Raw genomic sequence first — 20,353 nt, forward strand, 5'->3', positions numbered from 1 at the left:
ACTATATTGAGTAGGATATTAACCGGTATTTATGCCGGAAACTCGAATAAGTAGATTATTTTATTTATAGTTAATGGTTAGTGTTTAGTAGTCGCTTATTCCCCCTACCAAATTAATCCCGGTTTCTACCGGGATTTTTTATTGCTCAATAATTCACCGCCTTATAATACCCCCTTTAAAAAGGATTGAATTTTAGTTATTTCATTGCCCAAGTATCTCTCTTCTTTTTCTAGTCAATTCTAAAATGATTTGTTATACTTAGAACTTCTATGTATATTGACTCCTTATTAATAAATTATGGAAAACCTCTCCAAGGAACTTATCGGGGCCTCCTCTATACCAATAATCCTATCGATTCTATCAAAGAATGAATCATATGGTTATGAAATTATTCAAAGAATAAAGGAGTTATCAGAAGGCAAAATTAATTATGCTGACGGCACTCTATACCCCGTTCTTCATAAACTAGAAAAAAAAGAACTCATAGAAGCGTATTGGAAAGTTGCCGAAACCGGACGCCGAAGGAAATATTATAGAATTAAATCCAAAGGGAAAAAAGAATTAGCCAGAGAACAAGAGAATTGGATTACAATTAACACAATCATATCAAAACTATGGAACATCGAACCACGTTTAACGTAAAGGATAGTCTCAACCTAACCACATTTAGCTTAGAGGATAGTCTCAACCTTTGGAAAAAGGAGTTAGCGAAAAGCTCAGTTATGACTACTGAGAACATCGAAGAACTAGAAAGTCATTTACGGGATGAAATGGATGAATTAACTCTAACCGGATTAAGCTTAGAGGAGGCCTTTATTATAGCCAAGAAAAGAATTGGGAGTACGAATACACTCACGAGAGAGTTCTATAAGGTCAACAGGAAATATCACCTCAAAAGCAAACTCATGCCTTATCTACAGGGTATTCTTCTCTTATTGGTCTTTCAATCAGCTCAAAATATCATCCAATCGGTTAGCGCGTTGGTGGGATCTTATTTTGATATGAGCGCGTATTACATCAGTTATATCTCACCTGGAATTGAATTACTTCTTCTTGTTTCAGGCTTACTTTTTTTCTTCCGTGGAAACAAATACAAAAAGTTATCTATTCTAAAAAGTACCCCACTCCTGATAAGTTTCGTTTTACTCATTAAAATTTCTGAGTTTGCTTTGGGTGTTAATGCTTCGAGATTGGTAAACCCCAGAACCTTTGGGCTCCTAAGGTATAATCATATCATTCTAGATCTACTCCTATTAAGTCTATTATTAGCTATATCTGGGCATTTATTCTATTCCATCAGAAAAAACAATACCAAACAATTCCAAAATGGATGAATTAAGAACCAGCAATTCAACCAACAAAACAACCGACATATCCATATTTAATCGACACAAGCACCCTTTATTGCATCGAAAAAAGAGACCTCGCCTGAAAGAATAAATCTTTTTTAATAATTGGCAGTTAAACCTTTTGAACTTTTTTGTGTCTTAGGGAATATGAGAAAAGTAAAGAGATCATCTGTACTGGTAACAACGCTTTTGATTATGGCGTGCTCTACATCAGATAACATCCAGCCGGATCCTGAGGTTCCAAAAGGAAAAGAGATCAAACAACTTGTGGTGAATGGCACGACCAGAGAATATATTGTTTATGTTCCTGAAAATTACTCACCTACAACCCCCCTTCCCGTATTGTTATCATTTCATGGACTTTCTAGTAATATGGAATTTAATTACGGCTACACCAAGTTCAATGAAATCGCTGAAGAAGAAAACTTCATAGTCGTTCATCCTAATGGTATTGATAATAAATGGGTTGTGTACGGCAGTAATAACCCCGATATCGATTTTACAGAAGCCCTTTTAACTGATTTACAAAAAGAATACAATATAGACACCAATCGTATATACAGTACTGGAATGTCAGATGGAGGCTTCTTTAGTTTTAGCTTGGCCTGTGGACTTTCAGAAAGAATTGCCGCTGTCGCTTCGGTAACTGGTTCGATGTACCAACCGTCAATAAATAATTGTTCTCCTTCAAGACCAATATCTATTCTTCAAATTCACGGAACCGAAGACCCCATTGTGGTATACTCGAGTGTCGCTGCTCTACTGGATTTTTGGAATAGCCATAATAATACGGATAATATCCCCATCGTTTCCAATATTACAGATGTTGATCCAGATGATGGCAGCACTGTAGAACGATTTGAATATGTAAACGGCGATTCAGGGGTAGAAGTTCATCATCTAAAGATCACAGGTGGAGGTCACCAATGGCCTGGATATAAAGGAAATATGGACATTAATGCCTCTTTGGAAGTTTGGAACTTCGTAAAAGCCTTTGGGTTGGATGGAAAGATTGAATAACAACTCCAAACATCAAAAACACTTTCTTATGACACTAAAAAAATTAGGACTAGCCGCATTAGTAATTGTATTTATATCGTGTACTACGAATGACGATTCAGTAGAGGAGAGCCAAGAAGGATATACCATGTTACTCATAGGAAATAGTTTTTTTAGACCCTATGCCGAGAAACTTGATGACTTGTCAATTCTCGCAGGATTTGAGGATCACAAGAGTACTCGTATCACTCGTGGAGGAGAGAATGGAAGACCAATAAATTTTTGGAATGATTCAACGAGTAGCGAACACCTCCAAATTAAAGCCGCTCTTGATCAAGGTAATATTGATGTCTTTGGGATGACTGCAGGCCATGATCCGGAAGATCGAATCGAAGGGCACCGGGCATGGATAGATTATGCCACAAAAAGGAATCCAAACATCATCATCTTTATAGCCATACCGCAAATTGATTTTCCGGCGGAATGGGAACAACGTGCACAAGAATATGGATTTAACTCCATACAAGAATTGAACGATTATTTTGTCGACATTGTACATGATGAAATGGTAGATAGTCTACGTATAGAATTTCCTACGACAAAAATTTTCACCATACCAACAGGATGGTCATCAATTAACCTGGACCAAATGAATGAGAATAATGAACTGCTGGATAATATTTCAAGATTTGGACCTCAAGCAACTTCCTTATTTGTTGATGAAAAAGGACACCAAGGAGACATCATTAGAGAAACAGGCTCCCTCATTTGGTTAAACAGCATCTACGGTGTTGATCTTAGTACCTTTTCTTATGACACGGGTTTTATGACAAACCTCCCTGAAATAGCTGAAGAAATTATGGATAGTCATGATCCAAATTACAAGTTATAAGAGCCCCTAGCTCCTAGGGTTCACCCTATTTGGAGTAAAAAACAGGTTGATTGAAGAAGGACTGTACTGAATTACTGGCCGTTATCTGATAACCCTAAAAAAAAGCCGGCTCCAAGGCCGGCTTTCTTATTCCTATTCAATTTCGATTATTAGTCGTCGCAGTGTCCTGGTCCGATCTCACCGTTGTTATAAGCATCAAGTGTTTCGCTGATCGCGATAAACTGCTTTCTAAGCTCGTCATCTCCTCTCAGATCCTTGATATCGTCAGGAGAATAAGTCGAGAATAAATCCATACCGGCTGCTAAGGCATCGTCCACTTCATCCGGTGAAGACGCTCCATTAGCAACATTCAAGGCCGCTGCAATGTATTGGTGAGCTGCTTGGTAATACGCATTTCTTCTCACAGGAGTCCTCAATACTTTCTGCCAAGTCTTTCCACTTAGAAAGAAAATATCGTCACGGCTATATGGATCTGGGAATGGTCCTTTCTTGGGGTTCTTCCAGAATCCTTGGGTATACGTGCAACCAGACTCTTCTTCCTCTTCTACACTTAAGCAGAATTCATCCAGAGCACCAGAACCGTTGAAAGTAATGACCAATCGGGCTACCCCCATAGCGTTTACCGGTACAACCTGTTGTGTACCATCCTCAATACTGAGGACATCCCCTTGAGCGATCATCACGTTTCCGCTATCATAGGCCACCCAGTCTCCGGCTTCCTCATTATCAATCGTAACAAAACTGTTGATGTCGACATAACCCGGTCCAAAACCGCTGAAGTCAAGGGTAAACACCCCACCTGGAGGCGCGTTATCATCAGGCTCAGCACCGTTCAAATCTTCAGAGATAATCAATACCTCCTGGTGATCTTCCCCAGGCACTACAAGGTCTTCGTCTCCTCCTGTTGGGTTGTCGGTATCAAAGATCATGGCGTGGTTAACATCAGGAGCGCCGTTGCTGACGTTCTCTCCATAAACGCTAACAGAACCGCTGATGGCAGTCCCGCTAATTCCATTTCCAGAAGAAACGGATTCTACAATAAGTCCGGCTTCTAACCCATTAAAGTCAATGAGAACATCACAGGACATGTCAGTTGTCAGAGAAGCAACTGCTGGTGCTGTACCCAGGTCAGCTTCCTCCATTTCGCAGGCCGCGAATACCAAAAGTGCAGGCAGCATAAAAATACCGACCCATAGATTGTTGATTTTTTTCATTATTACTAGAATTTAAAGTTTGTTTATCTTCAATAAGACAATAGTCTTAAAGAAATTAGCTTATAAGGTAGTAAAAGTTGCAACAACAACCTTCCTTTGAATTAGATAGTAGACCAAGACTCCATAATCTCGGTAAAATCCACAGAAAGGCTAGTTATCTCGCTTCTCAAAGTCTTCTTCTTCCTTCAAACCCACACGACGGATAACGAGGTAGATTAGGGCGACGGCACAAAAGAGCAGGAAAACCATATAGAGTCCTAGTATAACTACTTCAGCAAAGTCCACTTAGCGCAGCTTTACGGCTGTACCATAAGCCAGAATTTCAGAACAACCTTGCATCACCATGGAAGTGGTCAGGCGCACATTGACAATGGCATCGGCCCCCATGCGTTCTGCGTCGCGGTGCATTCGCTGCATGGCCTGCTCGCGGGATTGGGCTTGGAGCTTGGTGTACTCTTCAATTTCGCCCCCCACAATATTCTTTAAGCCAGCAAAGACATCTCGACCAATATTTCGGGCGCGTACGGTGCTGCCGCGGGCAATACCGAGGACTTCAATAATCTCTTTGTTCGGAATGGTTTCAGTGGAAGTAATGATCATGATTTACATTTTTTGATTCTGTACTTCTAAATGTACGATTTCATTCGTCGAACCACAAAAGGCGTTGATCGGGCGTAAAATTCGCTCGAACGGAAACCCAAAGCATAGAAGAAATAAAATAAAGTACTTGTAGGAAAATATAACCCATGTATACCACTGAAGAAAAAATCTGTTGTCGAGCCAGTCTAAAAGGCAGTCTTACACGGAAGAACCACGAGAGCCTGCGCATTTACCTAAATCAATTGATAGAAGAAAACGAGTCTATCATTGTTAGTTTCGAAAATGTCGAGCAGATGGATATGAAGTGTGCCCGCTTACTGCTGTCGGTCTATCACTACGCGAAAACGACGAACAAGAGGATCATGTATATTTCCAAATCAAACCCAAGAATAGAAAACACCCTGCAAAAGTCGGGATTGAACCACTTATTCTCCTTTTAGACCGCTAGACAGCTGATGAATGAGTCTCGCTCCCAAAAGAGCAGTTTGGCCCGATCCATCCACCTTGGGATTGCATTCGGCCAAGTCAAGACTAATGAGTTTTTTAGAAGAGCAAAGTCGCTCGATCACCTGTAAACCAAATGAGGGGTCAAATCCCATAGGAGAAGCAGCGCTGACACCGGGCGAAAAAGCCGAAGCAAAACCGTCTAGGTCAATACTCAGGTAGACTGCATCCACTGTATCTAGCCAGGCATCCAATCGCTCAAGGGACTCCTCTACAAATCCGTGTAGAGTGGTCCCCATTTCTACCCAGTCCACACCAAACTGCCTAGCCGTTTCAAACAATTCAGGGGGATTGGCTGCTTTTTGAATTCCCAGTACCAAATAGCTAAGGCGGTCCGCATATTCCTCAAGCAATTGGTGGTAAGGCGATCCCGAATGGGCCTTGGGCTCCGCTCTTCGCAGATCGAAATGAGCATCCAAATTCAAAAGACCGATGTGCTGAGCTGCCCAAGTTTTAGATTCCAATAAACCCTTCGCATGCCCGTAGGCCATGTCATGACCACCCCCCAAGAGTACCGGAAAGATGCATTGGTCATGCAAGCTGCTGACCGCTTCGCTCAAGGCGAGTTGTGCCTCTTCCAGTTGACCTTCCTGGCAATGCACATCTCCAAAATCAGTCACCGAAAGTTCTCTGTGGTGCCAGGCCATTTTAGCCAAAGCCTTACGCAAAGCTGTTGGGCCTTCTACCGCACCTAGCCGTCCGGAATTTCGACGCACTCCTTCATCGCAAGCGTAACCCAAGAATCCAATGTCACTCACCTCGGGAGTAGGCTGCTCTGCTAAATCCACTAAACGAATTGCTTCGTGCAGATACTGCGGTCCAAGCTCGACCGGACTTGTTCTTCCCGTCCAGCAGCTCGATTCTGGTCCTTTGTAATTATTTATAAATGCTTCACTCCAGGGCATAGGCTCAAACTAGGGGTTCCAGATTTCTCCTTGAATATACACCTCCTCCACCAGGTTGTGCGCAAACCGATAGGGAATCTCGGCATAGCTCTCAAGCGGCCTTGTCACCAAAAGGTTGGCCTTTTTTCCTAAGCTTATGCTCCCCACCTCTTTTTCCAGACCCATGGCGAAAGCCCCATTCAGGGTTGCCGCATTGATCGCTTCTTCCGGGGTCATCTGCATTTTGACGCAAGCTAGACTGACCACAAAGCTCATATTGCCCGAAGGGGCAGAACCCGGGTTGTAATCGGTCGCCAAAACCAGGGGCACACCGGCCTCCATGAGACGTTTAACAGGAGTATAGGGGATACTCAAAAAGTGAGAACAGCCCGGCAAAGCCACCGCCAGGGTATCGCTGGCCTGCAAGGACTTTACATCTTCTTCTCTTAACTCTTCCAAATGATCCACCGTGAGTGCTCTGCCCTCAACCGCTTTTTGCACCCCTCCAAAGGCGTGAAACTGATTAACGTGGATCTTGGCCGCTAAACCGTACTCTTGGCCAACCTGAATTACGCGCTCCGTATCGTCCAGGTCGAAGTAACCCTTTTCACAAAAAAGATCGATATAATCGGCCAAACCTTCTTTGACTACTTCAGGCAAGACCTCTTCGAGCATGAGATCCACAAAGGCAGACTTGTTCTCTTTGAATTCAAGTGGAAGGGCATGCGCAGCCAGAAAGGTCGCCCGAACTTCTACGGGGTAGTTTTCCTTTAGGCGGCGGATGACCCGGAGCATTTTCAGCTCGGCTTCGGGGGTCAGGCCATAGCCTGACTTAATTTCGACCGCGGTGGTTCCCAGGGTCATGATTTCTTCTAAACGCTGTGCACTTTGGCGGTAGAGTTCGTCTTCCTCAGTTTTTTCAAGAAGTTTGGCTGATTGTAAAATACCACCGCCTTTCTCAGCGATTTCGGCATAGCTCAATCCCTTGATTCGGTCCACAAATTCCCCACTTCGATTTCCGGCATAGACCAAATGGGTGTGGGAATCACACCAGCCAGGTAAAACGGCGCGTCCGGCCAAACTCTTCCTGGGAATTTCGAGACCCGGACATTGTTCCATCGGTCCATAGGCGGCGATACGGCCTTCGGAAACCAGAAGGAAAGCGTTTTCAAGCAAAGGCAATTGTTTCATCTCTTCTCCTCGCAGAGGGGTTTCCTGTCCTTCTCGGACCTGGACCAATTGCTTGATGTCGGTTAAGAGTACATCCATCGCTAAAATTGGTTTAAGTGCTCTTCTGCAACCAGGTGAGGCAGCTGTACGCGAAGTCCAGGACTGCGTTCCATTTCGCGCTCAATGGCCAAACGGGCGTTGGGGTTTCGGGCCCAACTACGTCGTGCGACCCCATTATTGACATCGTAAAACAACATGGACTGCAGACGTTTGGAAGCCTGTTCCGATCCATCCAATACCAATCCAAATCCGCCATTGATCACTTCTCCCCAACCGACTCCTCCACCATTGTGAATAGAAACCCACGAAGCTCCTCGAAAGGAATCTCCGATCACATTGTGAATGGCCATATCGGCCGTGAACTGGCTGCCGTCGTATATGTTGGACGTCTCGCGGTACGGAGAATCCGTTCCCGAAACATCGTGGTGGTCTCGACCCAAAACAACCGGGCCGATTTCCCCTTTTTCGATGGCATCGTTAAAGGCCTGTGCAATAGCGATTCGCCCTACGGCATCCGCATAGAGAATACGGGCCTGAGAGCCAACAACCAGCTTGTTCTCGCCAGCCTGTTGAATCCAGTTCAGGTTGTCCTGCATCTGCTGTTGGATTTCTTCTGGGGCTTCCTGAATCAGTTTTTCGAGGACGCGGGCCGCAATGGCATCGGTCTTTTCCAAATCCGAAGGCTTGCCGGAAGCACAGACCCAGCGGAAAGGTCCAAAACCGAAATCAAAGCAGAGAGGTCCTAAAATATCCTGCACATAAGAAGGGTAGCGGAACTCTTTTTGGTCACTTGTTCCTACCGCCGCCCCGGCACGTTTACTCTCGAGCAAAAAGGCATTCCCATAATCAAAGAAGTAGGTGCCCATACTGCTGTGGCGATTAATGGCCTCCACCTGTCTTCTCAGAGATTCCTGCACCTTTTCCTCAAAGCGGATGGGATCTTCCTTCATCATCTGGTTGGACTCTTCAAAAGACAGTCCAGCGGGGTAATAACCCCCCGAATAGGGCAGGTGCAAAGAGGTTTGGTCTGAACCGAGGTGAACATGAATTCCTTCGTCCGCAAAGCGCTCCCAAACATCCACTACATTCCCGATAAAGGCCAAAGAGCGTACGGCTTTTTGTGCGGTCAACTCCTTCACGCGATAGATGAGCTCATCCATATCGCGGATCAATTCGTCTACCCAGCCTTGGGCGTGACGTTTTTCCGCGGCATGGGGGTTGATCTCGGCACAAACACTCAGGCAGCCAGCAATGTTTCCAGCCTTGGGCTGAGCACCGCTCATTCCGCCCAATCCGGCGGTCAAGAAGAGTTTTCCTCCTCCGCTTTCTCCAGGCTTTAAAATCTTACGCAAAGCGTTCATTACCGTAATCGTGGTACCGTGAACAATTCCTTGCGGCCCTATGTACATATAAGAGCCCGCAGTCATTTGCCCGTACTGGGTAACCCCTAAGGCGTTGTACTTATCCCAATCGGCTGGCTTGGAGTGGTTGGGAATCATCATACCATTGGTCACCACGACCCGTGGACTGCCGGGCGCCGACGGGAAGAGTCCCATAGGATGCCCCGAATACATATGCAGACTCTGGTCCTCGTTCATTTCGGCGAGGTACTTCATACAGAGTCGGTACTGGGCCCAATTCTGAAAGACGGCACCGTTCCCTCCGTAGGTGATGAGTTCCTGCGGGTGCTGGGCCACCTCCGGATCCAGGTTGTTCTGGATCATCAACTGAATGGCCGCCGCTTCGGTGCAATTCGCCGGGTAGTCCTCAATAGGGCGAGCGTGGATCGGGTGCTCCGGCATAAAGCGGTACATATAAATCCGGCCGTATTCCTGCAATTCCTGCGCGAATTCCGGAGCGAGTTCAGCGTGCCATTCGGGTTTGAAATAACGCAGAGCGTTACGCAGTGCCAGTTTTTTTTCGGCTGGACTGAGAACTTGCTTGCGGCGAGGCGCGTGCGAAAACTGATCGCTTCGGCCTTTAGGCGGGGGGAGCCGATCGGGTATTCCTTGAAGAATTTCTTCTTTAAATGTCATAGCGTTTGTTTTAGACCAGGAACTGGCGGTTTCTAACCAATTGGACAAGGGCATCAATATCGGGTTTGAGCAAACGGTCTTCCTCCAGGGGGGGAACCTGCTGTCGGACTATTCGGAGGTTTTCTTCAATTTTATCTGAGAAGCGCAATGGGCGTCTAAACTCCAGCGCTTGGGAGCCATCAGAATTTCGATGGCCAGAATTTTTTCGAGGTTGCCGAGGACCTGGTTGAATTTACGTCCCGAAATACTTCCCATGGACACGTGATCTTCCTGCCCCAAAGAGGTGGGAATACTGTCGGCGGAAGACGGAAAGCAAAGCGATTTGTTCTCGCTTACCAAAGCAGCCGTGGTGTACTGAGGGATCATCATCCCGGAATGCAAGCCCTCTTTGCGGGTTAAAAAACGAGGCAAGCCATAGCGGCCTTCTAAAAGCAAATAGGAACGGCGATCCGAAATATTCCCCAATTCAGAGGCGGCAACAGTGGCGTAATCCAGGGCCATGGCCAGGGGCTGCCCGTGAAAGTTTCCGCCCGAAATAATTTCTTCAGCCGAAAAAACCAAAGGGTTATCGGTGACCGAATTACTTTCGATCTCAGCCAATTCTTTGAGGTGCGCAAAGGCATTGCGCGAAGCACCATGTACTTGCGGGATACAACGTACCGAATAAGGATCCTGCACCCGGTCGCAGTCTTCGTGCGAAGCCAAATTCTCTGAATGCTCAAGAAAGGCCCTCATCCGGGCCGCCACCACTTGGCTGCCGTGAAAAGGACGGCACTGATGAAGCCCTTCGTGAAAGGGCGAACTGCTGCCTTGGTAGCCTTCCAGGGTCATGGCGCCAGCCAGATCGGCCAGGTCCAGGAGATACTTCATTTTATCCAATCCTTGGAGTGTATGGGCCAGGATGAACTGGGTCCCGTTGATCAGGGCCAATCCTTCTTTTCCACTTAAGCGAAGGGGGGCAATCCCCGCCTCAGAGTAGACCTCTTGAGCAGAATGACGCTCCCCATTGACCCAGAATTCTCCTTCCCCGATCAAGGGCAAAAACAAATGAGACAAGGGCGCCAAATCCCCAGAAGCCCCTACAGAGCCTTGCTCGGGAACCACCGGTATCCAGTCTTTTTCTAAGAATAAGAAAAGGCGTTCCACTAAGAGTAAACGCACCCCGGAATACCCGCGGCACAAGGCGTGGATTTTGCAAATGAGCATGAGTTTAGAGAGCTCTGCCGCAATGGGCTGCCCCACTCCGACGGCATGGCTGAGCAGAAGGTTCTGTTGGAGTTCTCCACTCTGCTCTGCGCTGACCTGGGTATCGCAAAGCGGACCAAAACCGGTATTGATTCCGTAATGCGCCTCATCAGAATCCAAAACCGTCTCCACATGCTTGCGGCTGTTCTGTAGGCGTTTGATGGCCTCTTCATCCAACTCGGGAATACGGGGCATTTGCAGAAGCTCCATGGCTTTTTCGAGCTGCAAATCGTTTTTTCCCCATTTAAAATCACTCATTTGGACATGTATTTATTGGTATTTTAAAAGTAGATGTAGAATTAATACCTTACAATGAATTATTAATACCCTATCAATAACTATGAGTTATGATTACTCCTTGATTGAACTGCGCTATTTTCAGGTTTTAGCGGAGGAATTGCACTTCGGCCGGGCGGCAGAAAAACTCTTTATTACACAGCCCGCTTTGAGCAAGCAAATCAAACGCTTGGAGTCACGTTTAGAGACGGTGCTCTTTGACCGCCACAACCGCAAAGTGGAACTCAGTGAGTCCGGACGCTTTTTACAGGAAAAAGTCAAGGTACTCTTGGAAAACTGGAAGAAAGACGTCAATTACGCCCAACAAATCCAACAAGGCCTGGCCGGTAACCTCCGCATCGGGTATGTGGGGTCGGCCATACAATTCCTCACCCAGGAATTGCTGCTTAAAATCAGAAAGGGCTACCCAGACATCAGCTTTGAGTTGGAAGAGATGGGAAACAGTCGACAGGCCCAGCTTCTGAGCGAAGGCTCGCTGGATATTGGCTTTATGCGCTCCGAAACCGAAATCAAAGGTCTGGCGTCATCCGTTGTTCAAAAAGACCACTTCTGTTTGGTGGTCCCTCAAAACTACAAGCGACTGACCCGTATTCAATCCCCGGAAGACCTCAGCATGCTGAAGGAAGAAGACTTCATTTTATTCGACTCGGAATACAGCCCTACTTACTTTGAACGCCTAATGCAAATTTTTGAGCGGGCCGGTTTTAAACCCAAGATTGCACACAAGACCGTGCACGCCCACACCATTTACAACCTGGTCGAAAACGGTTTTGGTATCGCCATTGTTCCCCAATCCCTGCAGTACGGCTTTGCGATGAACATTCAATTCATTCCCCTGGACCCCTTCCCCCAGGAGGCCAGTTTGCGTATGGTCTGGAATACAAGCAATCTCAGCGAGGTATTACGACGCAGTTTAGGCCTGCTTCCCGTACAATCCTAGCAGCACGACTATTTTAAATTATTCTAAATCTATATACCTGAATTCCAGCTATTTAATTTCATTCTAAGGATCTTGGATGCTAAGTTTGAATAAAAAGAATGAATTATGGCGATTAGACTAGCAAGCAACTGTGTGAATTGCAAGAACCTGGCAGAAGGTTCCCTCTGTTCACAACACAATATTGAAGTCACCGAAAAGCACACCTGTGACAGTTTTACCATGAAAGAAGCCCTTAAGTCAGATGTCAACTGTGGCACCTGTTCCCGCTTCAATAGGCCCAGCTGTGCACACCCGGCCAAAGCCTCTGCAGAGATGACTTGCGCCAAGTGGGCACCCCAAGCGATGGCTTAGGTTAACATTGGGTAAAGGAATTGTATCTGCCCCCTTTTGGCTTGTTCAAAAGATGGTGGCAGACTACCTTTAACACTGTTCAAAATGAACAAGGTTAGGTAAATTACAAAAGCCGCTCGTTTCTCATCGGGCGGCTTTTTTTTATGTCTTTTTTAATGGATTACTGCACCGGTTCGAGCACCAGGGTCACCTTGTTGAAGTCCGCTGCACTATTGATTACCGTGCGGTACTGCTCAAAGATTTCGACGGGTATTTTATTGATATCGTAACTCTCGTCCGCCTTGATGATGAGCTGGTTTCCTTTTTGCTCATAAGAGGATCTAAAGTACATCAGTTCTTGGCCGTCTTTAATGTAGTGGTGATCGATATTGATGTCTTCCGGATTCACTACCCGATAGCCTTCCGGAATCTGCAGGGTAATGGTGCGGTAGTAAGTACGGGTAAAGTCATTTTCTAGGGGCAGGACACGGGCCTTTTCCTGGTACATTTCGATTTGTGGTCCGATCAATTGCCCCAGTTTAAACAGAAACTTTCGGCCAGCCTTCTCGGTAAGCGACTGGGATTGCAATTCCATGATAAATTCCAAAGGCTTCACGCCAAAGTCAGCAGGATTACCTCCCTTGACTTCCAAGACCTTGATGTCAGCATTGGCATCGACGCGCTTTCCGAAGCTCTCGATCAAATCATCCCGTTCTTTTCCTTTGACCAAATCAAAGAAAGGCTGCAGGTAAACGGCATAATAGCCGGTCATTTCCAAACCGAGCTTAACCGTATTCTGGCTCAGGTCATCCGCATCAAAATTCACATCGATCTTCATGCGGTCAATACTCTTATCGGCCCGTACGGGTGCGATATACTGCACTTTACCCACTGCCGAAACATAGGAACCTACCTTGACTTGCTTGATAAAGAGACCGTAGTTATCGGTATACTCTCCAGGGGGAAAGCCATAGCGGCTGTTGCTCTCGTTCGGCGCCAGGTACTTCTTGTACTTCGGAAAGTACAACAACACCTCCTGAAGGAAGTTATAAGCCTCAAAATCCTTATCAAAAACGGTCTCGCCTCGATCAGTGGTAAACACGATCTGGTTCTCAATACCGAGGGCATCGAGGGCCGCTACATAGAGCTTGATGACCCCGGTAGAACTAGCCACCTTATTGGTTAAAATCTGCTCCAGATCTTTTTGGGCATCGCCATCGACCTCTGCCTCATAGATTCCGCGTTTAATAGCGTTTTCCAACATTCGGATCTTGGCTTCTTCGTCCGCAGTAGCCGTTATACCCAATTCTGTAAAAAAGTCCTGCAAGAGTTTTGCGGCTTTCTTACTCGGCTCCTCGTTGTAGTACTTAAAAATGTTTTGAGAGGCGGTCTTATAACTCACCAGGTTGCGGCGGTTACGAGCCTTGTTTTCGTCAATCTTGTAAACCAAACTGGCCCGACTGGCATTGTAAGGAGCAGATTGCTCGTTCTCTAAGCCTTTCATTCCTTTTACACTTAACCGGTACCGGTTCTTACCCGGCACACTGTCTTCCTGGATTTCAGGCAAGGCATAGGTCTTAAAAGCAAATCCAAGATTGGAAGGCGACAGCAGTTCAAAAGAGAGGTCCTCCACCCGGTACTTGGACTGCAAGCGGTACTTGCGACCATTGTAGGAAGGCTGCTTGCGCTCAACATAGTAATACTCGACGATACTTCCTTTTTCGATCCCCTCAAAGGCAAAATACTTGTACTGTTGCCCCGTCTCCTCATCCTGAGCCGTCAAAATCTTGCTCTGGTCCAGTTCCTGTGCCTTTCCGCCAGGCTGAATGACCCGGGCACGGCTCACCACCAGCTCTGAACTGGCGGAATAGGGTAGATAGATACGGTTAAAGTCTTCTATACTCTCGTCAGAATTCAACCAAACAGCTCGGTGCTGCAGGGCAAACTCCGCCAGATTTTCACCATCAAAGATGAACTCCACCTGGTGCTTTTCAAGCAGTCCCAGAATGGGATCGTCTGTGGTCTTGATCTGATCAAATTTTGGGCACTACCCCAATCAAAAGAAAGGTATTCCGGTTGAACTTGGGCGTAGGTACTCCAAAAAGAACAGAGGACGATCAAAGAGAAAAGGTACTTTTTCATAGGGGTGTCTATTGGGTTTTCTTCAGCACGAGGACTTGCCGGAACTGAGGTTCAACTTTTTTAATCAGGCTACCCAACTCGTTGAGCTCCGCTGGGCTATAGAGGATTTTCTTTAGAGCGTATTGGTGGGTGTAATCAATGCGCCCGTCCTTTAGGGCGTAGCGAATGGTGCACTCGATCAAATCATTCTTCAATTCAAAATTCCCTGGTAAATAATCAACGGCATAGCTTCGGGTAAATCCAAAGAATTGTGGAAGTAGGCCTGGGATTGGTAATCGATTTCCCAGCTCAGTTCGCGGTCCTTAAAAAGGCCGAGATCGGCAATATCGCGGTTCAAATTCAGGTTCACGTAGATTTCGTCCCCAATTTGCTTGGCGTAATTGTCTAGTTTGAAGTCAAAACCGATGCTCACCGGCCCGTCGTACTCTGCCTGACTCACCTCAATATTTTCGGACAAGAAGCTGTTGCTACCCTTGCGGAAACGGAAATTGAAATACTCCTGCACCTTCTGCTCTTTGGTGCGGTCTTCCATTTCGTAGAGAAAGTCCACGGCGACATACCCGCTCAACTCCCCTTGGCTAGACCCCAAAATAGAGGCCCCTTCCAAACGGAGCGAGGTCTCTTCTCGCTGCTGGTTTTGTGCCGCCGGAATAATCGGCACCTCAACCACCTCATAGGTCTCGGGCGTCTTCCCAATCAAAGCTTCCTTGCCCTGAATAAAAGAACTCGGTAGGGCCATGGGCAAATAACGGCCCGTGGCGTCTAAAAAGTAGTTCTTCCCGTCAATCTCGACCGTGAGGATCATGTGGTTATCGACCTGAGGAGAAGGCACCTCTGAATAGGTGTAGGGCAAATCCCGGGTACCGATCCAGGTGAGGTAGCCCTTCATACCGGCGATCTCCAACATTTTAAAAAGAAGACTTGAATTGTCCTTGCAGTCTCCATATTTCTTTCGAAAAACTTCGTTGGCAGACCGGGGCACAAAACCGCCCAAGGCGTATTCAAAAGCCACATACTTGATATTTTTCTGCGTCCAGTAATAAATAGCCTTCGCCTTTTCGAGATCCGTACTCTTATCGGCGGTAATTTCTTTGACCAACACCTCAATAGCCGCGTCTGCTGATTCTTGGTTGACCGGTTGTACCAGAGAAGAATACCACCCGTAGAGATCCTGGGTGTCTTCTAAAACCGGAATGCGCTGCTTCTTGTATTCGTAGGCCTTGACCCGAGGAATGATATGGGGCAGGTAATAGCGGTAATCCGGGGCAGAGCCTTCACTTTCAAAGGGCTCAATATCCTTCATCGAAAAGGAATAGACTATCATCCCTTTCTTCTTCTCCACCGATTTTTCGATCGGCAGCCCATCGAGATGAAAAGTGGCAAAATCCAACTCCACTTTGGGGTCTGCCCAAATCTCCAAAACCGCCTTCTTCATGGGCTGGTAATCCGCGAAGAAAAAGGTCGATAAAAAGCGGGGATTTTTAATCTGATACTCGTAAGTGAGCTTGGTCTTTCCTCCTTTTTGCAATCGGGGGTACAAAAAGCTGACGCTTTTGTTATCGTCGTAAAAAGAGCCATCTAGCTCGTCCTTCTTCTTAAAATCCGTCACCAGGATTTCTTCGTATCGGCCCTTGTTGTAGACCAGGGTTGCGGCCTCCAGCTTTCGCAATTCAAAAAAGGTCGAATAACTCAGGCTGGAACGGGTACTAAAAGAGGCACTGTTATCCAAAAAGAGATCCTCTTCCCAGTTCTTTTGGTTAATCACCAATTCCCCTTCTTCAATTTCAATGCGTACGACCCGTTTGTTGACTAAACCTATACGTTCAGCTTCAGGATACTGCTCGAGATAGCCTGCTACTTCTGGATTCTGCTGGGCCTGAAGCTCAGCGAAAATCAGGAAGAAAAGCAGTAGATTAATCTTGTTCAACTTTTTCCACGTAGTCATTAAAGTAATATTCCTTTCGGGTTAATTTTCCTGTTTCTTTGTAAAAGCTCGCCCAACCTTGTAAGGAGTCTAAGAAGTAAACCTTCTCCCACTTCTTCTTCTTTCCGTTAGGATAGTACGCCACTTCCGTGCCATTTTTTTGATCGTTGGTGTAATTGATCTCTAATTTAAGAGTTCCATCCGCATAATACTCCGCATTTCGACCATTATAATTGCCGTGAAGGTAGCCGGTGGTCTCGGCCAACTGCCCGTCTTCGTAATAAGTACGGTATTCACCTTCATTCCATCCATTTTTGGTGACGTATTCCCGGGCCAATTGTCCGTTGGCGTAATAAGAGTAGTCCTTGCCTTGAATAACACCTCCAACAAAGTTTCTCTTGACATCGATGCTCCCGTTTTCATGAAAAAAAGGAAGGAGAAGAAGTAGTGGGCTTAGGAAGTGTTTCATCCTTCTAATTTAGACCTCCTCTACTTTTTCACAAGAAAAATGTTTGAAATGCGCAGATTTTATTTCAGTTTTCCAAAAACCTCATCCAATTGCTCTTCATAAAGCGCAAAGGCGAATCTTTCATTCTCTGCCGTGCGAAAACGCAATTCCCATTTTCGGGTGTTGGCCTTGTACAAGGTGACCAGGTGGTCACTGAGTTTAAATCGTATGAGTCTCTCCCCAACTTTAGTGTTTAAAGGCCTCAGTGTCCGACTCTTTTTCATGTTCTTCTTCATGGCCGAATAGAGCGCGTCAATTTCACCCGGCTCGGCTAAAAAGTCGAGGCGTTGGATGGGCTTGGAAGAACGAGAATTTTGGTACTGAAAAGCCCATTGGTCTGGTCTTTCGGACAGGGGTATCTGAATGAGTTTCAGAACGTCACCTGTGGTGATATCCATGGATTGCCCAATGACTTCCTCATAGGGATCGTCGGTCCAGTCCACGGCAGTGATTTGGGCCTGAAGAGTAAATGCAATGAAAAAAGTTAAGCAGAATAGTGTTCTCTTCATATTCTAAACTTCGAACGTTAAATATACCAATCTTCAGCAATCCTTCACAACAGCTCGAATGTTAAGTTTTTCCGTGTCAAAAAAAGCAGTCTTAAAACGAGCCATCAACGACGTAAGAGTCCTCTAAATTTCCGTTATCGATGCCGGTTGTAACCTAGATTACCAAAGGCTAGTTTTAGAGCCATTACCTTTGTAGCAGTTGCAATTCGCTAATTGCAGGCTTCTTCCGCGGAAGTTTTCTTATTAAGTTTGATTAGCGATTAGCCGCAGAGCCTATGATGAGCAAAGAAATTGGTTCGATCTACGGAGCGCATTTAGAAAAAGCACTACTGGAGGAGATCATTCAGGTGGGGACCTTTAGAGAAGTGTCCGCTGGAACCACACTTGTCGATATCGGTCATTATGTTAAGGGGATGCCCCTGCTCATTTCTGGTGCCATCAAAATACTTCGGGAAGACAAAAACGGAGACGAACTTCTGCTCTACTATATCGAACAGGGCGAAACCTGCTCCATGACCATCAATTGTTGCCTGGGTCAAAAACAAAGCGAAATTCGTGCCATTGCCGAGACCGATATCCGCTTAGTTATGGTTCCTATCATAAAAATGGAGGAATGGACCACCAAATACCGCAGCTGGAGACAATTCATTTTCAACAGCTACCACGAACGCCTATCGGAAGTGCTACAAACCCTGGACAGCGTGGCCTTCAACAGTATGGACCAGCGCCTGATGGCCTACTTGAAGAAAAAATCAGAAGTCAATAATGACAGGCATTTGTACAACACCCACCAAGAAATAGCCTACGACTTACACTCTTCCCGCGTGGTCATCTCACGGCTTCTAAAAAAATTAGAGCAAATGGGTCACATTGCCCTGCATCGAAATCATATCGAAATCATTAACCTGGAATCCGATTCGAATTAAATTCTCGTCTTAATGGCAGTCCGCCCGCCCATTCTGCATCGGCTTTTCCCTATCCTGACCTGGTTACCCCAGTACAAGAGGGCCTGGCTGGGAGCGGATTTGAATGCCGGTCTTACCGTAGGCATCATGCTGATCCCACAAGGAATGGCGTACGCGATGATTGCAGGTCTACCCCCGGTTTACGGTCTTTACGCCTCCCTTGTTCCCCAACTGATCTACGTGCTTACCGGGACCTCCCGAAAATTAGGTATGGGCCCTGTAGCCATGGACTCTCTTTTGGTTGCAGCCGGTTTAGGTGCTTTAAAATTGAGTGGTATTTCGGAGTACATCGGGATGGCCATCTTTTTAGCTCTTTTTATGGGGGTTCTACAGGTCGTTTTGGGACTGCTGAAAATGGGCTTCCTGGTGCGCTTTTTGTCTAAACCAGTCATCAGCGGATTTACTTCCGCTGCGGCTGTCATCATTGGGTTCAGTCAGCTAAAACACTTATTGGGAACCAATGTTCCTGGATCGAACCGCTTTCATCTGTTGCTGTATCAAAGCTTTCAGCATCTTGACGAAATCCACGGGCTGACGGTATTGGTCGGAATCCTGTCTATTGGCATCATTCTCCTCTTCAAACGCATCAACTCCAAGTGGCCCGCATCATTGATTGCGGTCGTTCTGAGCATTTTAGCCAGTATTTGGTTAAAACTGGAAGAAAAAGGAGTCCGTGTGGTAGGTGAGATCCCCCAAGGTCTGCCTGGTTTTGAAATACCTACAGTTCCCTTGGACCGACTGCAAGACCTCCTTCCGATAGCGATTACCCTGGCTTTGATCGCCTTTATGGAAGCCATCTCGGTTGCTAAAGCGATAGAAGAACAAGACAAAACAGATGAGCTCCGTCCTAATCAAGAACTTATCGCCTTAGGACTTTCGAACGTTCTCGGTTCCTTTTTTCAGTCCTACCCCACCACGGGAGGCTTTTCGAGAACGGCCGTAAATCACCAAACCGGAGCCCGTTCACCCCTTGCCCTTTTCTTTAGCGCCCTGGTCATCGGTATTACCCTCTTGTTCATCACCGATTGGTTCTATGCCCTACCGAATGCCATCTTGGCCGCTGTGATCATGGTCGCTGTTTCCGGTTTAATCGATGTATGCTATCCGGTTGAATTATACCACAAACGGAAGGACGAATTTATTCTCCTGCTCATCACCTTTGGGATCACCCTGTTCATCGGGATCAAGGAAGGAATCTTACTCGGGGTCTTGTTCTCTTTACTCCTTTTGGTCTACAGAACCTCTCAGCCGCATATCGCTGTTTTGGGTCGAATCAAAGGAAGCCCTTACTTCCGCAATTTGGACCGTTTTGAAGAAGAAGCGGAGGCCACTCCCGGAATTCTGATGTTCCGCTTTGACAGCGAACTCTACTTCGGTAACAAAGACTACTTTAAGCAAGAACTCTACCGCTTGATCCAAGAGAACCCGAGTCCGGTCAAAACCGTAATCCTCAATGCTAAATCAGTCAATTACATCGACAGTACCGCTGTTTATACCCTCCGCCAGATTTTGAACGATTTACACGAAAAAGAGATCACCTTCTTAGTCGCCGGTGCTATTGGACCAACACGCGATATTCTTTTTAATAGTGGACTGATCAAGACCATTGGAGACGAGCGTATTTTCTCTTCGACCCTGGACGCCTATGAGTACGCGGTAAACCAAAAAGGCCCCTCCCCTCTTCAGAAAAAAATCTCCCTTCAAAAAAAAGGCTGAAATCTTGCTGAAGCGTGCAAAATGACCATGAAGGCCCTCCCGATTTTTGCCCCTATATTTGTCTTTGGA

The 20,353-nt window shown here is 46.3% G+C and carries 20 protein-coding genes and 1 pseudogene; 9 read left to right on the forward strand and 12 right to left on the reverse strand.

Annotated features, from left to right (window positions below; genetic code table 11):
* Positions 1-297: 297 nt before the first annotated feature.
* The 4 genes from BST99_RS09755 to BST99_RS09770 all read left to right on the forward strand — a co-directional run bounded on the left by BST99_RS09755 (position 298) and on the right by BST99_RS09770 (position 3,240).
* Positions 298-642 carry a PadR family transcriptional regulator gene (locus BST99_RS09755; RefSeq protein ID WP_105001637.1) on the forward strand — a complete coding sequence of 115 codons (345 nt, stop codon included), beginning with the start codon at positions 298-300 and terminating at the stop codon, positions 640-642.
* Positions 615-1,334 (forward strand): permease prefix domain 1-containing protein, encoded by a 720-nt coding sequence (locus BST99_RS09760; RefSeq protein WP_146106263.1) that lies wholly within the window; start codon positions 615-617, stop codon positions 1,332-1,334. Before BST99_RS09755 ends, BST99_RS09760 begins: the two co-directional genes overlap by 28 nt.
* Before the next feature lie 162 nt (positions 1,335-1,496).
* The gene (locus BST99_RS09765) at positions 1,497-2,369 is read left to right on the forward strand and encodes an alpha/beta hydrolase family esterase (protein WP_219843830.1); all 873 of its coding nucleotides are present in this window, start codon (positions 1,497-1,499) and stop codon (positions 2,367-2,369) included.
* A complete protein-coding gene (locus BST99_RS09770) occupies positions 2,353-3,240 on the forward strand; it encodes a hypothetical protein (protein WP_105001640.1) in 888 nt (295 codons plus the stop codon). The genes BST99_RS09765 and BST99_RS09770 overlap by 17 nt, the downstream gene beginning before the upstream one ends.
* 149 nt (positions 3,241-3,389) lie before the next feature.
* On the opposite strand, the gene BST99_RS09775 is transcribed toward BST99_RS09770, so the two are convergent.
* From BST99_RS09775 to BST99_RS09780, 3 genes are all read right to left on the reverse strand, one after another.
* Positions 3,390-4,454: a hypothetical protein gene (locus BST99_RS09775; protein ID WP_105001641.1), complete on the reverse strand. Its 1,065-nt coding sequence runs from the start codon at positions 4,452-4,454 to the stop codon at positions 3,390-3,392.
* A gap of 150 nt (positions 4,455-4,604) precedes the next feature.
* Complete coding sequence (locus BST99_RS14825; protein ID WP_262494655.1) at positions 4,605-4,739, reverse strand: hypothetical protein; 135 nt, start codon at positions 4,737-4,739, stop codon at positions 4,605-4,607.
* Positions 4,740-5,054, reverse strand: a complete 315-nt coding sequence (locus BST99_RS09780; RefSeq protein WP_105001642.1) for a YbjQ family protein — start codon at positions 5,052-5,054, stop codon at positions 4,740-4,742. It abuts the gene before it with no gap.
* A gap of 146 nt (positions 5,055-5,200) precedes the next feature.
* Between BST99_RS09780 and BST99_RS09785 the strand changes: the two genes are divergently transcribed.
* Positions 5,201-5,494, forward strand: a complete 294-nt coding sequence (locus BST99_RS09785; RefSeq protein WP_105001643.1) for an STAS domain-containing protein — start codon at positions 5,201-5,203, stop codon at positions 5,492-5,494.
* Here the strand turns inward: BST99_RS09785 and hutG are convergent.
* The 4 genes and pseudogenes from hutG to hutH form a co-directional block, all read right to left on the reverse strand.
* Positions 5,480-6,463, reverse strand: a complete 984-nt coding sequence (hutG, locus tag BST99_RS09790) for a formimidoylglutamase (RefSeq protein ID WP_105001644.1) — start codon at positions 6,461-6,463, stop codon at positions 5,480-5,482. The two genes, BST99_RS09785 and hutG, sit on opposite strands and share 15 nt — an antisense overlap.
* A 9-nt stretch (positions 6,464-6,472) precedes the next feature.
* Positions 6,473-7,711 carry an imidazolonepropionase gene (gene hutI / locus BST99_RS09795; protein WP_105001645.1) on the reverse strand — a complete coding sequence of 413 codons (1,239 nt, stop codon included), beginning with the start codon at positions 7,709-7,711 and terminating at the stop codon, positions 6,473-6,475.
* A 2-nt stretch (positions 7,712-7,713) separates the two neighbouring features.
* Entirely contained in the window at positions 7,714-9,708 is a 1,995-nt protein-coding gene (locus BST99_RS09800) for a urocanate hydratase (RefSeq protein WP_105002486.1), read from the reverse strand.
* Between the two features lie 10 nt (positions 9,709-9,718).
* Positions 9,719-11,211 (reverse strand): annotated as a pseudogene (gene hutH, locus BST99_RS09805) (histidine ammonia-lyase).
* An 82-nt stretch (positions 11,212-11,293) separates the two neighbouring features.
* On the opposite strand from hutH, the gene BST99_RS09810 reads away from it, so the two are divergent.
* Both BST99_RS09810 and BST99_RS09815 read left to right on the forward strand, forming a co-directional pair.
* On the forward strand, positions 11,294-12,190 hold the full coding sequence (locus BST99_RS09810) for a LysR family transcriptional regulator (protein ID WP_105001646.1): 897 nt from the start codon (positions 11,294-11,296) through the stop codon (positions 12,188-12,190).
* 105 nt (positions 12,191-12,295) lie between these two features.
* Entirely contained in the window at positions 12,296-12,541 is a 246-nt protein-coding gene (locus BST99_RS09815) for a hypothetical protein (protein WP_105001647.1), read from the forward strand.
* A gap of 160 nt (positions 12,542-12,701) precedes the next feature.
* Here BST99_RS09815 and BST99_RS09820 read toward each other — a convergent pair whose 3' ends face one another.
* The 5 genes from BST99_RS09820 to BST99_RS09840 all read right to left on the reverse strand — a co-directional run bounded on the left by BST99_RS09820 (position 12,702) and on the right by BST99_RS09840 (position 17,603).
* Positions 12,702-14,501 (reverse strand): DUF3857 domain-containing protein, encoded by a 1,800-nt coding sequence (locus BST99_RS09820; RefSeq protein WP_181044203.1) that lies wholly within the window; start codon positions 14,499-14,501, stop codon positions 12,702-12,704.
* Between the two features lie 169 nt (positions 14,502-14,670).
* On the reverse strand, positions 14,671-14,856 hold the full coding sequence (locus BST99_RS09825; protein ID WP_105001649.1) for a hypothetical protein: 186 nt from the start codon (positions 14,854-14,856) through the stop codon (positions 14,671-14,673).
* Positions 14,853-16,607, reverse strand: coding sequence for a DUF3857 domain-containing protein (locus tag BST99_RS09830; RefSeq protein WP_105001650.1), 1,755 nt, complete (start codon positions 16,605-16,607; stop codon positions 14,853-14,855). Before BST99_RS09830 ends, BST99_RS09825 begins: the two co-directional genes overlap by 4 nt.
* A complete protein-coding gene (locus tag BST99_RS09835; RefSeq protein WP_105001651.1) occupies positions 16,576-17,055 on the reverse strand; it encodes a toxin-antitoxin system YwqK family antitoxin in 480 nt (159 codons plus the stop codon). The genes BST99_RS09830 and BST99_RS09835 overlap by 32 nt, the downstream gene beginning before the upstream one ends.
* Before the next feature lie 59 nt (positions 17,056-17,114).
* Positions 17,115-17,603, reverse strand: coding sequence for a hypothetical protein (locus BST99_RS09840; RefSeq protein WP_105001652.1), 489 nt, complete (start codon positions 17,601-17,603; stop codon positions 17,115-17,117).
* A gap of 278 nt (positions 17,604-17,881) precedes the next feature.
* On the opposite strand from BST99_RS09840, the gene BST99_RS09845 reads away from it, so the two are divergent.
* Both BST99_RS09845 and BST99_RS09850 read left to right on the forward strand, forming a co-directional pair.
* The gene (locus tag BST99_RS09845) at positions 17,882-18,529 is read left to right on the forward strand and encodes a Crp/Fnr family transcriptional regulator (protein WP_105002487.1); all 648 of its coding nucleotides are present in this window, start codon (positions 17,882-17,884) and stop codon (positions 18,527-18,529) included.
* 12 nt (positions 18,530-18,541) lie between these two features.
* The gene (locus BST99_RS09850) at positions 18,542-20,284 is read left to right on the forward strand and encodes a SulP family inorganic anion transporter (protein WP_219843831.1); all 1,743 of its coding nucleotides are present in this window, start codon (positions 18,542-18,544) and stop codon (positions 20,282-20,284) included.
* Positions 20,285-20,353 lie beyond the last annotated feature (69 nt).

The organism is Aureicoccus marinus, assembly GCF_002954325.1.
GTDB classification, from domain to species: Bacteria; Bacteroidota; Bacteroidia; order Flavobacteriales; family Flavobacteriaceae; genus Aureicoccus; species Aureicoccus marinus.

Bases quoted from the DNA above. Each gene is read 5' to 3' on its own strand.
- BST99_RS09755 (WP_105001637.1), top strand. From the start codon at position 298: ATGGAAAACCTCTCCAAGGAACTTATCGGGGCCTCCTCTATACCAATA.
- BST99_RS09760 (WP_146106263.1), top strand. From the start codon at position 615: ATGGAACATCGAACCACGTTTAACGTAAAGGATAGTCTCAACCTAACC.
- BST99_RS09765 (WP_219843830.1), top strand. From the start codon at position 1,497: ATGAGAAAAGTAAAGAGATCATCTGTACTGGTAACAACGCTTTTGATT.
- BST99_RS09770 (WP_105001640.1), top strand. From the start codon at position 2,353: ATGGAAAGATTGAATAACAACTCCAAACATCAAAAACACTTTCTTATG.
- BST99_RS09775 (WP_105001641.1), bottom strand. From the start codon at position 4,454: ATGAAAAAAATCAACAATCTATGGGTCGGTATTTTTATGCTGCCTGCA.
- BST99_RS09780 (WP_105001642.1), bottom strand. From the start codon at position 5,054: ATGATCATTACTTCCACTGAAACCATTCCGAACAAAGAGATTATTGAA.
- BST99_RS09785 (WP_105001643.1), top strand. From the start codon at position 5,201: ATGTATACCACTGAAGAAAAAATCTGTTGTCGAGCCAGTCTAAAAGGC.
- hutG (WP_105001644.1), bottom strand. From the start codon at position 6,463: ATGCCCTGGAGTGAAGCATTTATAAATAATTACAAAGGACCAGAATCG.
- hutI (WP_105001645.1), bottom strand. From the start codon at position 7,711: ATGGATGTACTCTTAACCGACATCAAGCAATTGGTCCAGGTCCGAGAA.
- BST99_RS09800 (WP_105002486.1), bottom strand. From the start codon at position 9,708: ATGACATTTAAAGAAGAAATTCTTCAAGGAATACCCGATCGGCTCCCC.
- BST99_RS09810 (WP_105001646.1), top strand. From the start codon at position 11,294: ATGAGTTATGATTACTCCTTGATTGAACTGCGCTATTTTCAGGTTTTA.
- BST99_RS09815 (WP_105001647.1), top strand. From the start codon at position 12,296: ATGGCGATTAGACTAGCAAGCAACTGTGTGAATTGCAAGAACCTGGCA.
- BST99_RS09830 (WP_105001650.1), bottom strand. From the start codon at position 16,607: ATGACTACGTGGAAAAAGTTGAACAAGATTAATCTACTGCTTTTCTTC.
- BST99_RS09835 (WP_105001651.1), bottom strand. From the start codon at position 17,055: ATGAAACACTTCCTAAGCCCACTACTTCTTCTCCTTCCTTTTTTTCAT.
- BST99_RS09840 (WP_105001652.1), bottom strand. From the start codon at position 17,603: ATGAAGAGAACACTATTCTGCTTAACTTTTTTCATTGCATTTACTCTT.
- BST99_RS09845 (WP_105002487.1), top strand. From the start codon at position 17,882: ATGAGCAAAGAAATTGGTTCGATCTACGGAGCGCATTTAGAAAAAGCA.
- BST99_RS09850 (WP_219843831.1), top strand. From the start codon at position 18,542: ATGGCAGTCCGCCCGCCCATTCTGCATCGGCTTTTCCCTATCCTGACC.